The organism is Novosphingobium terrae (genome assembly GCF_017163935.1).
GTDB lineage: Bacteria > Pseudomonadota > Alphaproteobacteria > Sphingomonadales > Sphingomonadaceae > Novosphingobium > Novosphingobium terrae.
Genome location: NZ_JABVZR010000004.1, coordinates 54,780 through 68,553 on the forward strand (window position 1 = coordinate 54,780; position 13,774 = coordinate 68,553).

General features: G+C 55.5%; 14 protein-coding genes. 9 read left to right on the forward strand and 5 right to left on the reverse strand.

The window, feature by feature from the left end; all coding sequences use genetic code 11:
* Position 1 precedes the first annotated feature (1 nt).
* The 3 genes from HGK27_RS30885 to HGK27_RS30895 all read right to left on the reverse strand — a co-directional run bounded on the left by HGK27_RS30885 (position 2) and on the right by HGK27_RS30895 (position 1,822).
* Positions 2-385: a TrbC/VirB2 family protein gene (locus HGK27_RS30885; protein ID WP_206245850.1), complete on the reverse strand. Its 384-nt coding sequence runs from the start codon at positions 383-385 to the stop codon at positions 2-4.
* A gap of 9 nt (positions 386-394) precedes the next feature.
* Positions 395-1,363, reverse strand: coding sequence for a P-type conjugative transfer ATPase TrbB (trbB, locus tag HGK27_RS30890; protein ID WP_407674723.1), 969 nt, complete (start codon positions 1,361-1,363; stop codon positions 395-397).
* A 132-nt stretch (positions 1,364-1,495) separates the two neighbouring features.
* A complete protein-coding gene (locus tag HGK27_RS30895; RefSeq protein ID WP_206245851.1) occupies positions 1,496-1,822 on the reverse strand; it encodes a helix-turn-helix domain-containing protein in 327 nt (108 codons plus the stop codon).
* 344 nt (positions 1,823-2,166) lie between these two features.
* On the opposite strand from HGK27_RS30895, the gene HGK27_RS30900 reads away from it, so the two are divergent.
* Positions 2,167-2,409, forward strand: coding sequence for a hypothetical protein (locus tag HGK27_RS30900; RefSeq protein ID WP_206245852.1), 243 nt, complete (start codon positions 2,167-2,169; stop codon positions 2,407-2,409).
* 47 nt (positions 2,410-2,456) lie between these two features.
* Here HGK27_RS30900 and HGK27_RS30905 read toward each other — a convergent pair whose 3' ends face one another.
* Entirely contained in the window at positions 2,457-3,497 is a 1,041-nt protein-coding gene (locus tag HGK27_RS30905; RefSeq protein WP_206245853.1) for a replication initiator protein A, read from the reverse strand.
* A gap of 805 nt (positions 3,498-4,302) precedes the next feature.
* On the opposite strand from HGK27_RS30905, the gene kleE reads away from it, so the two are divergent.
* The 4 genes from kleE (at position 4,303) to HGK27_RS30925 (ending at position 7,177) form a co-directional block, all read left to right on the forward strand.
* Positions 4,303-4,581 carry a KleE stable inheritance protein gene (gene kleE / locus HGK27_RS31510; protein WP_206245854.1) on the forward strand — a complete coding sequence of 93 codons (279 nt, stop codon included), beginning with the start codon at positions 4,303-4,305 and terminating at the stop codon, positions 4,579-4,581.
* A 201-nt stretch (positions 4,582-4,782) separates the two neighbouring features.
* Positions 4,783-5,529, forward strand: coding sequence for a ParA family protein (locus tag HGK27_RS30915; protein WP_206245855.1), 747 nt, complete (start codon positions 4,783-4,785; stop codon positions 5,527-5,529).
* 6 nt (positions 5,530-5,535) lie between these two features.
* A complete protein-coding gene (locus tag HGK27_RS30920; protein WP_206245856.1) occupies positions 5,536-6,516 on the forward strand; it encodes a ParB/RepB/Spo0J family partition protein in 981 nt (326 codons plus the stop codon).
* Between the two features lie 67 nt (positions 6,517-6,583).
* Entirely contained in the window at positions 6,584-7,177 is a 594-nt protein-coding gene (locus HGK27_RS30925; protein WP_206245857.1) for a hypothetical protein, read from the forward strand.
* Positions 7,178-7,300: 123 nt separating this feature from the next.
* Here the strand turns inward: HGK27_RS30925 and HGK27_RS30930 are convergent, their stop codons facing one another.
* Positions 7,301-7,639 (reverse strand): hypothetical protein, encoded by a 339-nt coding sequence (locus HGK27_RS30930; RefSeq protein ID WP_206245858.1) that lies wholly within the window; start codon positions 7,637-7,639, stop codon positions 7,301-7,303.
* A gap of 334 nt (positions 7,640-7,973) precedes the next feature.
* Here HGK27_RS30930 and HGK27_RS30935 point away from each other — a divergent pair, with 334 nt between their 5' ends.
* From HGK27_RS30935 to HGK27_RS30950, 4 genes are all read left to right on the forward strand, one after another.
* Positions 7,974-9,794: a ParB/RepB/Spo0J family partition protein gene (locus HGK27_RS30935; protein WP_206245859.1), complete on the forward strand. Its 1,821-nt coding sequence runs from the start codon at positions 7,974-7,976 to the stop codon at positions 9,792-9,794.
* Positions 9,795-10,340: 546 nt separating this feature from the next.
* A complete protein-coding gene (locus HGK27_RS30940) occupies positions 10,341-10,733 on the forward strand; it encodes a DUF3768 domain-containing protein (protein ID WP_241127991.1) in 393 nt (130 codons plus the stop codon).
* Positions 10,734-10,801: 68 nt separating this feature from the next.
* The gene (locus tag HGK27_RS30945; RefSeq protein WP_206245860.1) at positions 10,802-12,253 is read left to right on the forward strand and encodes a DUF4942 domain-containing protein; all 1,452 of its coding nucleotides are present in this window, start codon (positions 10,802-10,804) and stop codon (positions 12,251-12,253) included.
* A gap of 474 nt (positions 12,254-12,727) precedes the next feature.
* The gene (locus tag HGK27_RS30950; RefSeq protein WP_206245861.1) at positions 12,728-13,519 is read left to right on the forward strand and encodes a hypothetical protein; all 792 of its coding nucleotides are present in this window, start codon (positions 12,728-12,730) and stop codon (positions 13,517-13,519) included.
* Positions 13,520-13,774 lie beyond the last annotated feature (255 nt).

Genomic DNA, 13,774 nt, shown 5'->3' on the forward strand with positions numbered 1-13,774 from the left:
GTTACTGCCCGTGGCTCGCGACCGAAGCGACAGAGCTGATCATCGCCCCGCCACTCGAAATCGAGGACAGCATGGCATTGGCGCCGACCAGCAGGCTGACGACCAGCACCAGCATCATGAGGGTTCGGACGAAGCCGTTGAGATCCCCGCCCAGGACAAGCACACCGCCAGCAGCCACGATGCCGACAATCGCGAAGGCATAGGCAATCGGACCAGTTGCCGACTGGCGGATCTGCGTCAGGTAGGACTCATACGGCAGGCCGCCGCCCGAAGTCGATGCATAGGCACTATGGGGCCAGAGCATCGCAAGCAGAATGATGGCGGCCACCAGCGCCAGTTCAAGATATGCCGGGTTACGAACCTGGCTCAAACGCAGCGTATTCATAATATGACCTCACAGTGATCGAAATTGGTAGGCTCCGCCCGCAAAGCCCTGAACTTCGAGGATGGATTGAATGCGCCGGCCTTGCTCCGGCGTGCGGGCGATGTGGACAATCAGGTGAACCGCTTCTGCAATGAGGGGTTCGATGGGGTGCGGCGCATCAGCGTGCATGCTGATGAGCATTTGAAGGCGGCTAAGACCCGCCTCTGCATTGTTCGCATGAAGCGTTGCAGCGCCGCCTTCGTGGCCAGTGTTCCAGGCCATGAGGAGATCCAGTGCTTCTGGCCCGCGAACTTCGCCAACAAGAATGCGATCAGGCCGCATTCTGAGCGTGGTCCTGAGAAGAGCCGTCATGTTAGCTGTAGCAGACGTATGAAAAAGCACGGAATTTCTTGCTGCACACTGGATTTCTCCAGTGTCCTCAATAATTACAAGGCGCTCTTCGGGATCTGTGGCCACCATTTCATTGATGATGGCATTGACGAGGGTAGTCTTCCCTGAGCCGGTGCCGCCAATGACTAGAATGTTCCGGTGGCGCTTGACCGCATCAATGATGATTGTGCGTTGGGCATCATTCATCACACCATTCGCAACGTATTGATCGAGCGTAAAAATGCTAACAGCTTTCTTACGGATCGCGAAGGATGGTTTGGAAACCAGAGGTGGGATCTGACCCGCGAAGCGGCTACCGTCCAAGGGCCACTCACATTCGAGAATAGCCTGATCTTGGGTAACGATCTTACCGTGATAACCGGCCACACCACGAAGAATTGACTCTGCCCGGTGCGCTTCAACCGAGCCAATCTCGGTCATCTTTTGCCCAAGGCGCTCCAACCAGAGCGATCCATCGGGGTTTAACATAACCTCAATAGTTGCTGGGTCATTGAGCGCGCTGAGGAGAAGTTCACCGCAGTCGCGGCGCAGCTTTTCGCATGCGCGCGACTTCATGCTGTCGGAGACTTCGGGAGTGGAGTTCGTCACAGTTCGTTCCCAGCCCCCACCCTAACGGGGAGCTTTCGACTGCTTTACCGAACCGAACGAACAAAAACAACTTATAAATCGAACCGGCGAGACGTAAAAATTCTCACCGGGCAGTTATGCCCTTTTTGGCGATTATCCTTTCAGGCGGCTCTTTGCGGCAGCTTCCCAGACGCGAATTTGCGCCGCACAGAACTTATCGACCAAGGCGGTGACGATCTCGTAACCCTTGGGAGCCTGCTGTGCGCTCTCAGCGCTCAACAGCTCAATCACAGAAACTCCGAGGGCTTCGGCAATCTTCTCGATCGTTTCGAGTGTCGGATTGCTTTTCAAATTGACGATCTCGGATACCACAGACTTGGAGATACCCGCTTCCTGAGCGAGGTCTTGCAGCCGCTTCCTTTGTGCCTTGAGAAGGCGTACAACGTTGAGGGCCAAGATATCCTTATTGGTCTGCGTCATGGATGCCCGTTCAGAGTGTTTCGCCGCTAAACAGTCCGATGGCAAAACGGCCACCTGCTGTCAAAAAAATCCGTGGCGCATCTTCGCGAAAGTTCGCTTTCATGCAAGCCTCTTTACCATTAATTTAGATTAGTCGCAAAAGGTCCCGGACCGGGGAGCCTGCACTCACGACAGAGTGCGCCTTGACGGATATATCAATCCCTCATTGCGTTGTGTTGCATTTATGTCCTATGGCCCTCGACCGATCCGGCCATTTCAACAGAGCGTGGCCGGATACAATCGAGATTCTGGGCTCTTAACCCAGCTAAAGACGCAATCTATCCACCCGAGCCAGTGGAGTAATAATGGGCGACACTTACACCAAACGGCTGAATTATAGCCGTAAATATGCCGGTGAACGCCGACGCCAGTTGAAAGAGCAAGGCTTTACGATGATCACATTGGCGCTATCGCCCGCTGCGGTTCAAGCCGTCGATGCAGTCAAAAAGGGTGCGCGTCTAAAATCAAGAGAATCTGCCATCAACACGGTAATGTCCAGCCTCCCGGACGAGCATATCCAAGCAATCATCAAGAAATGTGACAAATAGGCAGCGAAGAAACGCCGTCATGGTTATGGCGGCGGCAGGCACTCCTTTTACGGCCTGCCCCGCTTTTCAAAAACCTTTCGGCAGAAGCCAATAAAGGCAGCGTCAGGATCTCGCGGAGCTTCTGTCGCCCATTCTCGCCATTCTGCTTCCAGCACGTAAATGTCCCAGCCTTGCGCTGCCTCCCGTGCGGCCTGGTACGTGGAAGGCTTGAGAGCCGGGATCACGGTAAGATCGCTAGCCGGTTCGGGCTCCATCATTGTCCCACGGTTACGGAAAACGACCTTATCGCCATCGAAACCGACATGATAATCTGGCAAGTGATCCCCTTTCACCAGATCTGACACCAGACGCTTGAACTCTTTGAGGCGCGACCTGGAACCACATTTGTTGTGCAACAAGGGTAACCCGATTTCCCACCTCATTTGGCGCCCGCAATGCTTACGTGCGATTTCATAAATGCGGCGCTCGATAGGCTTGCGCAGCCGGAAGTAGTCCCGATGCAACGTGAGCACTTCATCAGCACGGATTGCGTTAAAAACCCAATCAGAAAGTGTGATTTCACATGAAAGAAGCCTTCCATCCAAACCATTATGGCGCCTGATCGAAGATGAATCAATCAAGCCGAACGTATCGGTTTGCTCCTCACTACCAGTACGAATATTTGTCGTAATCGTAGTACCTCTGATCCGCTCAATTGCTTCCTGAAGGGCTTCATAATCCTTCCCGGAGGTTCCTCTATTCGTAAAAACAAGAAGCTCGCGGCTGTTGATGCTAACCCGTTTTGAAACGGGTTCCCCCTTCCTGAGTTTGGCCATGAGCTGGCTAATGCAGTAGATCAGAATATCTTTGTCGTAGATGGTAGCCAGGCCCTTCACGCTGGGCGTCACTTGCAACCATTGCCCGTTATTTTCATACCGGCGCATAGCCACATCAGGCTTCTTCGATAGCGAAAAAAATGGATGCTCCATCTCCTGCATCACATCTTTCAGGACGGCATCCGCCACATCGCAAATGAACAAGTCATGCTGCGAGTGGCGCTCCGGCAGAAGCGGGGAGACATTGGCGAGATTCGTGGTTTCACACACCATGGCTTCATAATCGTGGTTTCACACACCGCGTCAACCAAAATTCGTGGTATCACACACTCCGCCCGAACTTTTCGGGGTTTCACACACCGGGATGCCAGATTCGGGGTTTTACACACCATGCCAAGTTATTCGGGGTTTTACACACCGGCAGGCCGGATTCGGGGTTTTACACACCGCGCCAAGTTGTTCGTGGTTTCACCCACCTTATGCAGGGGGCCGAGGCAACACTAGCCGCATGGCCAAGCATCACAGCGAGGTCGTTAGGCTGGAAAATTGCCTCCCTTTTAGGGTGAAAAGTGCCATTTAGGCCCTTCGTGGTATCACACACCGGCAACAGGGTTTTACACACTGGGGTTCGGGGTTTCACACACCGGGCCCCCTGAAAAAGCCTATTATTTTCAGCGATATGTCGGAACGTTATCCACAGCGTAACACGATTCTAACACAAGATTAACACCTCGCGCGTGCGCGCGCGAGAACGGGCATTTCTTGTACTTTCAAAACGGTTTAGCTTGCAGCGAGAGAATCGCGCCTAGGGAATGCACCCTCAGAAGGCTTATCAGTGGGTCTGAGGGCAACGGTGGGGCTACTACCCATCAGACGCGCTAGAGGAGGGTTGATCTCTCACAAGCATAAGCGTCGGTTTCCTATCGCTTTTCCCGCCAAGGCAGAGGATTTGATTTGTTCAGCCGCTAAACGTTTATGTCCTATTCCAGCCTGTCCAATGCGCTCAAAAACAACTTTTGCGTTGACACTAGGCGAGGGTTTGTTAGAGTTCGATATACCCAATCATCGAGTAAGCCCCATGCTAGCCGGATTGAAAAACACCCAGAGCCAACGCTCCAGCCCTCAACAAAGACCGCTGCGGTTTGCGCTCGACCTCCTTTGGGCTGGCACGGTTTTGACTTGGCCTGTGATGCGTTTCATCTGGCCTCTCTATGGCGTTTGGAGGCTGTTCGCTTGGATGTGGTATTCCGCTGATCCGACCCGACACGAAGGGCTCCGGTTTCTTGGATTTTTCCTCTTTTACGCGTTTCTTCAGTGGTTTGGTGCCTATTACAAGCCAGTCCACTTCAAGCGCTGATCAACCGCTTAGCCGCAATGGTTTGTTTGTCTGGCAATCAACCGGTTCCGAATGCCGTGACCGGGCATCGCGCACACGCATCTGAGCGCATCTCAGCTACGCATCCGACACCGTGATGACCGTGCTGGGCTTCGCCCTACTCATAGCCCTTTAGGAAATCACATATCGCTATGAAATAGCGGTGTTTTTGGGAAATTAGTGATGAAAACTCTTGTGATCGCTAATCAGAAGGGAGGGGTTGGGAAAACCGCCACCTTCGTTCACCTCGTCTTTGATTACGCTGCGCGTGGCCTGAAAATTGCGGCCATCGACCTCGACACACAAGGCAACGCCAGCTTCACGCTTGCAGCACACAAAACTGGTGTTTTGTCTTCAGACCTTTATCTGAAGCCCAGCATTGATGCTTTGATCCCAACGGATAACGTGGCGCTCGTTGAAGCAGATCCAAGTCTGGCCGAGATTGAGCGCTTGCCGCTTGCAGATGGAATCAAAGCCCTTCGGCAGAAAATCACGGCAATGGAAGAGGCTGGTTTCGATCTCTGCCTCATCGATACCGCGCCTAGCTTGGGAGTGGCGATGGCCAGCGCACTGGCCGTCGCAGACTTCGTGGTATCACCCATCGAGCTGGAAGTTTACAGCTTCCAGGGTATCACCTCACTTGTCACGACCATTACAAACATCCGCGACAACGTTAATCCCAACCTTAACTGGCTCGGCATGATCCCGGCCAAGTACGATGCCCGAAATCCAAGGCATCGCAACAACCTCGCCACGTTGCGGGAAAGCTATCCAAGCCTTGTCCTCAACCCGGTAGGCAATCGCAGCTCGATCGCGGAGGCTCTGGAAACATCAAAGCCAGTTTGGGCCATCCAGAGGACAGCTGCCCGAAAGGCCGCGCAGGAAGTGCGCGCAGTAAATCAGCAAATTTTTGATATGATGGTGGAGTAAGTAGCCATGGCCCCGAAAAACACACCGGCTGCTCAGGCTAAGCCGGCTCTTGCCGGTATGGGTGATCTTTCGTCTCTCCTGGCAAAGCCAAAGGGCCCCGCGACTGACGCGGGTAGCCCACGGGAAATGTCGGTAAAGGACATTGAGGAAGATCCTGATCAGCCTCGCGTCACCTTTGACCAGGAGGCGTTGGACGAACTTGCGGAAACCATCCGCGATCGTGGTGTGAAAACGCCGATTTCCGTTCGCCCCCATCCTGATCGGCAAGGGGCATACATCATCAATCATGGTGCGCGGCGTTACCGCGCCTCCATCATTGCGGGCAAAACCACGATCCCGGCGTTTATCGACGCGGATTACAACAGCACAGACCAGGTGGTTGAGAACCTACAGCGCGAGGCGTTGTCGGCGCGCGAAGTTGCTGACTTCATTGGTCGAGAGCTGTCCTCCGGACGGAAGCAGGCGGACATTGCTCGTGCCCTTGGGAAAAGCCGAGGCTGGGTGAGCCAACACGCTACCCTGCTCGATCTCCCCGACGCGATCGCAGTCCTCTTTAACTCTGGCGGATTGTCGGACGTTGCGCTGATCAATGAAATTTGCGTTCTACATCGGGATTACGCGGATGATGTGGAGGAATGGCTGAATGCTCCCTCCACAATCATTACCCGCGAAAGCTTCCGCATTCTTCGTTCGATGCTGCGGGATGAGGGATCGGCGGCTAAGGAAGAGCAACCGGAATCCGGTAAGGCATCCAAGGATAAGGGCAAGGCCTCTAAGGAGGCCGAGAGTGCTAGTTCGGTTGATAGCGACCCTTCAAAGATCAAAAAAGCTATCGTGGCTATCAGCTATGATGGCAGGAACGGGCGGCTCATTCTGAACAAGCGTCCGAGCGATGAAGGTCGATTTTGGATTAAATGCGATGATGATGGTGAAGAGATCGACGTATCAGCCGATCAAATCATTCTTCTTAGCTTAATCGAAGGGTAATATCCTTCTAAGATGATTATCGGGCGCCAATCCTCTTGATTGGCGCCTATTTTTTTGGAGCCTTGACATGCTTCTAGGCAATAAGATCGCTGAAGCTCTTTCAAGTGGCGTTCTTAAAGACAACACGCTTTCCAATCTCTCCGATGCGCTTGACTTGCAGGCCTCTACCTTCCGACAGGAAGCTATCAATTCGCCGGATCGGGAGATTGTGCTTGGAAAGCTGGAGCTACTGGCGGTGTGTGTCGATCAGGTTGATCAGATTTGCGGTGCAGCTGAGGCGCGCTTGCAAGTTTTGGAAGCGTCGAAACCCGGCTTTTTTTCGAGGCAATCGACCCGCGATCAGTGGCAGCAGAAGGTCTACAATGCTCGTGAGCAGGTGATGATCGTCCACGATAAGCAGGCACATATCCATACGATGCGTGACGAGGTGGCGCAGCATCTGAATGATGCTTCTCAAAAGCCTCCGGTGGTCAAACTCAATACGAGTGGTGCCACGCAGGATTTCAGCGAAACTGAGATCGCGAGAAAAGCCCATATCAAGTTTTTAGAGGAGAAGCGGCAGCGAGGCCGTGGTAAGGATGTTGATGATATGGATGCCGAGCAAGATCTGCATGAAACTCGCAATGCAGGGCGGCGCTTGAGTTTGAATCGAGAGCGCTAAGCATTTATGGGCGTCTGCCGACCGGACAAATCCGGCCGGCACCGCGCTCTACTCGCCTGGCTTTGCCAGGCTCCCCGAGCCACAAAGTGTCTCGGCCCTTCGGGTAGCGATCGCTGACGCAGCTCAACGCCGCACGGCTTTTCCTTTGCCGCTAGGAAGCATCGCGGCATTCACTGGCGCCGCCGCATTCTTAATTCGGCCATTGTCACTCACCATGGGAATGGCGGTGCGGCCAATCCCTGACGCGCTGGTGAAAAACACCGTGCCGCGACAGCCAACAATGGTGCATCGATCCAATCTATCAATGAGCGTGGCGCCCGGACCATGAAGCAGGATCTGCTCTGCGACATTCACACGGTGCTGTATACCGCAGGTGTCACACTGCGATCGAACATAGGCCTTGTTGGCATGCAGAGCGCCTAAATTCAGGGTCCACTTTGGGAAGATTTTGAGCGTTGTCATACCCTTCATATTACGATGAGCGGATATAAACGTCTATACTCTGTCCTCCGGCACAGAATTTATATTTCATAATCAGGCCCTTTGGGCAGTGTGCATTGGGGGCCGCTGCGCGTCCCATGTTTTTTGCTCAGGGGGGTGACCCCCCCTGAGGCGCAAGGGCCAAGCCGTCGCGGCTGCGCCGCGCTTGGTGTGCGGGGGCACCCCAACCTTCCGCGCTTCGCTTGTGCAGGTTGGGGCCCCTCCCCCGCACAGCCCTTGCCCCTCATCCCCCCTTCTTCCCGCCAGGAAGAAGTTGCGGCCCGCCTTCGCTGCAACACCATCAGGAGTTTGCACCATGACCCTCACCACCAAGCTTTCCCTGCTCCGCCTCGCACCTTCCAATGTGCGCAAGGTTGCCCCCTCCCCTGCGGGAATCGAACAGCTTGCGAGTGACATTGCCGCGCATGGCATCGTCCAGAGTCTGGCAGTCTATAAGGAAGGGCGGCATTTCCACGTCTTTGCTGGCGGTCGCCGCTTGCGCGCGCTGAATTTCCTGAAAGAGGCCAAAACCATTTCCGGCGATTTTGATGTGCCGGTGATCGTTCGCACCAAAGCCGAAGCGGTCGAACTCTCAATCGTTGAGAACGCTCAGAGAGAGAGCATGCACCCTGCTGATAGCATTCGAGCTTTCAAGACGCTTCGTGATGAAAGCGGCATGGGAGCGGAAGATATTGCTGCTCGCTTTGGCTATTCGGTTGGCCATGTGAGAAAGCTGCTGTGTCTCGGGTCTCTCGCTCCTGCTTTGATCGATGCCATGGGGGAAGATCGTTTGGGCATCGAGGCAGCGCGGGCTCTGACCTTGACTGACGATCAGGCTTTGCAGGCAAAGCTCTTTGAGACATTTGGGGACAGTGCCTATCGGATCAGGTCGGCGCTCACAGCCGAAAAGATGGCCGTTTGGAGCGGTGTTTTCCGGTTTGTGGGCCCCGAAGCCTATGAGCAAGCCGGTGGAACCATCACCGCTGACCTGTTTAACAAGGTGGAGGAAGGCTATGCAGACGACGCGGCGTTGGTGCATGATCTGGCCTTGGAAAAGCTTGAAGTCCATCGGCAGGAGCTGATCGAGCAGGGCTGGAAGACGGTCGAGGTCTGCGTAAGTCGCCCTGACAATCTCTACTGCCGTCCAAGCCTACTCCCTATCAGCCGCGATCCGAACGATGCGGAAGCGCTGGAAATCAAGGGTATCAAGGACGCCATTGTCGAGGCCGAAAACGGAGAACCTGACGAAGGAACCATTTGCGATCTTTACGAGGATCTGCGCGTCGCGGAGGACCGTCTCAAAGGATATCCCGCCGAACTTCGCTCCCAAAATGGCGTGATTGCTGTCATCGGGAACAAGGGCGAGCTTGAGGTGCATTACCTGCGTCTGCAGAAGGAGGAAACCCACGCCCGCCCAGCTCGGGAAAAGGTAGCAGAGGGTGCCTACTCCAAGCCTCTTCTTGAGCAACTGACGGCAATCCGCTCAATTGCATTGCAGGATGCAGTAGCCAATGATCCTGCATTGGCTCTCGATATTTTGCTCGACACTCTGACGGGGCAATATTTCCACAAGACCCATTCCTTTGATTTTCCCGCGCAAATCAACATCGAGCGTCACGCGCCCAAGATCGATGACAGTCTGATCGCTGGTGGAGGCATCAATCACGTTCATGCTCTTTTGGCCGATAGGTTTGGCGATATCCCAGCGGAAGGCCGCTTTGCTGCAATCCGTGGAATGGATCAGGCAATGAAAATGCATCTTCTGGCTGGATTGGTCGGGGCGAGCCTGAATGCCACGATCACCAACGCCCATATTAATACCCAAAAGGTCAATTCGGCTGATGCTTACGCCGAAGCTGCTGCGCTGAATCTTAGCCAGTGCTGGGCTCCGAATGTCGAGCTTTTTAGCCGGATGAAGAAGCCTGATCTCTTGGCGATCCTCAAAGAGCATTGTGGTCATGATGCTGCTGAAAACTGCGCGAAGCTGAAGCGCAGCGAGTTGGCGCAGGAAGTGTCAGAGCGCATTCCTCATGGCTGGTTGCCTGCCCCTATGACCATTGGCGGACTTCTGGGTGAGAAGGCCTCCAACCCTGATGAAGCATCTGATTGTTTGGATCAGGAGTTGGAAGCCGCCTGATTTATAGCGGGCGGGGAGAAGGTCCCCGCCCCTCCCTCACAATTTTGCTTGGCACTCGACTTGGAATGTTGAATAATTCCCGTGTTGGCAGGACGAAGGCGAAATGTCCTTCCAGCACATGGTGCAGCCGATGGCGCTTTAGCGGCGCCATCGGCCCCCCCCTCCCTTTCCAAGAAGTCAGCACGGTAAGACCGAGCGTTTAGCCGCTAAACGGAGTCCATGGGGCGCGCGTTTAGCGGCTAAACATTTTCATGGCCGCAGAAGGTAGGATTTCACACCGGGGGTTTGGCCCTTCGGGCAGTGTGAAGTGAGGTCCGCTGCGCGGCCCACGTTTTTTGCTCAGGGGGGGGAACCCCCCTGAGGCGCAAGGGCCAAGCCGTCGCGGCTGCGCCGCGCTTGGTGTGCGGGGGCACCCCAACCTTCCGCGCTTCGCTTGTGCAGGTTGGGGCCCCTCCCCCGCACAGCCCTTGCGCCTCAGTCCCCCTTCTTCCCGCCAGAAAGAAGTTGCGGCCCGCCTTCGCTGCAACACCATCAGGAGTTTGCACCATGACCCTCACCGCTCCCACACCTGCCACCCATGGGTATAAAGCCGCCGTTGCAGCACTTAACGATGACTTTCGGCAGTGCATCAATCGCCCGACAGGCCACAATCGCGTTAGGTTGACGCCTGCCGTTTCGGAGCTGATTGGCGACGTTCGGGAGTGGCCTGCCTACCTCCGTCAAAAGCTTATGCTCCGTGAGGTGATGAATTATTCCGACTTTTCGGGGGGCAATGACCCTTATGCCGAGCACGATCTTGGTGACTTCACCTGGCGCGAGCACCGTTTGACTTGGACGATCGATTATTACGATCTTGACCTGAAATGGCGGTCGCCCAACCCGGCAGACCCCGCTGTCACGGCCCGCGTCATGACCATTGCCTTGGCCGAGGAATACTAAGCCCCGCGTCAGAACAGGGAAGGCCTTGCATGGCCTTCCCGCATATCCCGATAGGCCCGAGGCAAAGTATGTCCTTTGAAATTGCAAACCGCATTCAAATTAGCGAGATCACCGCTGGCCGTGACGAGGCTATCACCAAATGGCTGGCCGCCTATGACAGCTTTCATACCCTCACCACTGACGCCGGGAAAATCTGCATTGGCGGTGGGATCAATCTAACGTGTGGGTCGAGAGGAGTGAACCGCGATGGCGATACTTCCCTGACACAGGCGTTCTTGTCTCGGGCTGATCACGTTGTTCACGACCGTGAAACCCGGAAAATCATCACCACGCCTGCGCGCGATCACTTTGAAACGCTCCTCACCTACTCCGTTGACCGCCTTTGCTGGCGAAATCTGATGGATACGCTTGGCTTCGATCAGCTTTTAGATCGACAGGCCCGCGAAGAGTTTCGCAACAGCTTGAATAAGTCCCCTATTCCTTTCACTGCTGAAAATGCCGCAGCAACATTCGGGAACATTTGGGAGAATCGCCGCGCTCTCTTTTTGAGGGGTATTGCGAATACATTTTCAAATCTTGATCGCCGTTTCCGCTCTCATGATGGATTTAAGATCGGAAGCCGCCTTATCCTTGATGGATCGCTTGAGGAAGGTGGCTCATCTTGGAAGCATTATGAACGCCGAGACACCTTGCGGGATGTTGAGCGCGTGTTTCGTGAGTTGGAGGGTAAGGAACCGCTGTCGGAGGCGATCAGCATTTCTTCGCTGGTAACGCGCGCTTCTAAGATGCCACGTCCACACGTCATCGAAGGAGAATATTTCCGCATCAGGTTATTTTCCAACGGCAACCTTCATTTGTGGTTCGAGCGAAAGGACCTGTTGGAGCAGGTGAATAAGCTGCTGGCGGAATATTATGGCGAGGCGATCGGAGATAGTTACACCACAACCGAGGCTGATGACGCGCCAGAATTCCACCTCACACCAGCCAAGAATTTTGGGGCGTTCCACTCTTCTGAGGCGGTTGCCGATAAGGTTATGAGGTACGCGGAAATTCATGACGGTATGTCAGTCCTTGAGCCCAGTGCGGGAACCGGAATGCTTGCCAATGCTGCGCGAAAGTGCGGTGGCCTCGTTAGCTGCGTTGAGATCCAGCCCGGATATGCCTTCGAGCTGGAGGCCGTGCATGGGTTCGTGAATGTTCAGCAAGCGGACTTCCTCACATTAAGGGCTGGCGAGCAATTTGACCGGGTTGTGATGAATCCTCCATTCGATCACGGTCGCGACTGCGACCATGTGACCCATGCTTATCAATTCCTCAAACCCGGGGGCATTCTGGTTGCGGTCATGAGTGCTAGAGCCGAGTACCGCGAAGACAAGCGTCACAAGGCCTTCAGGGCGTTGGTAGAGCATGCCGAGGCAGCATATGGTCGGAATAAGTGGCACGATCTCCCGGCAGGGTCGTTCGCCCACGTCGGAACGAATGTGAACACCGTCATTTTGGTGCTCAGAAAGCCGAGATGAGTTCAGAGGGGGGGGGGGAGGTGGGAAATTCCCCTCTTGCCCCTCCCTGACCCTTACAGGGCCTCAGGAGCGTGCATTCTAAGGGCAGTGGCACGAGACTGGCACGCTCGCATTGTTGAGAGGCCAGCGAGGGGGCTAGCCGCCCCCTCGGGAACAGGGCCAGCCCTGTCCCCTCACCCCTGCAAATGTTTCATTCAAGATAGTGCCGCAATGCGGCGCGTCTTTGTGGTCATGATCCAAGATGGATCACGACCAGGCCAAGGTGGGCTGCGCCCCCCTCGGCGGCAAGGGCCAAGCCGTCGCGGCTGCGCCGCGCTTGGTGTGCGGGCGGCACCCCAACCTTCCGCGCTTCGCTTGTGCAGGCTGGGGCCCCTCCCCCCGCACAGCCCTTGCCGCCTTCACCCCCCTTTCGCTCGATGAGCGCCAAAGAAATTAGAGCCATCGCCTTCGGCTCGATACGAAAGGGAATGCACCATGGATGCCACCATTGACACACTGGCGGGCCAGTTGATTGCCGCTGACCTCGTGGCCAATGAGTTTCTTCTGGACCTCAACCGTTGCCTGTCTGTGCCGCGTGGCTTTCCTCTTTGCGCGCCGTGGAATTTGCCGTCGCGGCTGATGCAATCGCCTATCGAGGTGATCCGTGCTGAAGGCGATAGCCCGCGCAAGCTGGGCTTGAAGCATCCCGGCCTTGCCGATCACCCCTTTGTGCAATTCGTCGAGGCGAAGTTGGGCGTCCAGATCGCGCGTGAGGGTGTGGTGAATGCCTATGGCGTTTCAACGAGCGAGGCGGCCCGTTATCACCATGCCGTTGATCTTATTTCCGCCGGTCAATGGCGGGCCTTGATCGACACCATCCATTTTTCCGAGATCCGTTCGGTCTTTGCCGCCATTGCCTATGGCCTGTCTTACTCGCATCATGAAAGTGCTACTAAGAGCGGCCTCATTTCAATTGCTGCTGCTCGTGAGATCATGCGCGAAGTGAGCGCATTTGAGCCGGAGGATCGTGTTGAACTGATGCTGCGGTTTGCGCCTCCCTCAGTGACCAAGCCGGAAGGAAGCGCGGAGCATTGGCCTATCAATGATACCACTGCCCTTTGCCCCGAGGAAAAGGCATGGGGTTACATCATCGGGCATGAAGATGGATGGTTCACCTTTGACCGAGCTGGATTTGCCCAATGGTCCGAGCAGGGCCGTGCCCGTTATGCTGCGGGCGATGCCGCCAGCTTTACCGAGCAAAACGGGCAGGCCGCTTTCGCCTTCTAAGGCGGAGGCGGTAGGCCAGCGAGGGGGCTAGCCGCCCCCTCGGGAACAGGGCCAGCCCTGTCCCCTCACCCCTGCAAATGTTTCATTCAAGATAGGGCCGCAATGCGGCGCGTCTTTGTGGTCATGATCCAAGATGGATCACGACCAGGCCAAGGTGGGCTGCGCCCCCCTCGGCGGCAAGGGCCAAGCCGTCGCGGCTGCGCCGCGCTTGGTGTGCGGGCGGCACCCCAACCTTCCGCGCTTCGCTTGTGCAGG

Excerpts from the sequence above, each read along its gene's own strand:
- kleE (WP_206245854.1), top strand. The coding sequence starts at position 4,303 with ATGCTAGCCGGATTGAAAAACACCCAGAGCCAACGCTCCAGCCCTCAA.
- HGK27_RS30900 (WP_206245852.1), top strand. The coding sequence starts at position 2,167 with ATGGGCGACACTTACACCAAACGGCTGAATTATAGCCGTAAATATGCC.
- HGK27_RS30885 (WP_206245850.1), bottom strand. The coding sequence starts at position 385 with ATGAATACGCTGCGTTTGAGCCAGGTTCGTAACCCGGCATATCTTGAA.
- HGK27_RS30915 (WP_206245855.1), top strand. The coding sequence starts at position 4,783 with ATGAAAACTCTTGTGATCGCTAATCAGAAGGGAGGGGTTGGGAAAACC.
- HGK27_RS30945 (WP_206245860.1), top strand. The coding sequence starts at position 10,802 with ATGTCCTTTGAAATTGCAAACCGCATTCAAATTAGCGAGATCACCGCT.
- HGK27_RS30930 (WP_206245858.1), bottom strand. The coding sequence starts at position 7,639 with ATGACAACGCTCAAAATCTTCCCAAAGTGGACCCTGAATTTAGGCGCT.
- HGK27_RS30905 (WP_206245853.1), bottom strand. The coding sequence starts at position 3,497 with ATGGTGTGTGAAACCACGAATCTCGCCAATGTCTCCCCGCTTCTGCCG.
- HGK27_RS30935 (WP_206245859.1), top strand. The coding sequence starts at position 7,974 with ATGACCCTCACCACCAAGCTTTCCCTGCTCCGCCTCGCACCTTCCAAT.
- HGK27_RS30950 (WP_206245861.1), top strand. The coding sequence starts at position 12,728 with ATGGATGCCACCATTGACACACTGGCGGGCCAGTTGATTGCCGCTGAC.
- HGK27_RS30940 (WP_241127991.1), top strand. The coding sequence starts at position 10,341 with ATGACCCTCACCGCTCCCACACCTGCCACCCATGGGTATAAAGCCGCC.
- HGK27_RS30895 (WP_206245851.1), bottom strand. The coding sequence starts at position 1,822 with ATGACGCAGACCAATAAGGATATCTTGGCCCTCAACGTTGTACGCCTT.
- HGK27_RS30920 (WP_206245856.1), top strand. The coding sequence starts at position 5,536 with ATGGCCCCGAAAAACACACCGGCTGCTCAGGCTAAGCCGGCTCTTGCC.
- HGK27_RS30925 (WP_206245857.1), top strand. The coding sequence starts at position 6,584 with ATGCTTCTAGGCAATAAGATCGCTGAAGCTCTTTCAAGTGGCGTTCTT.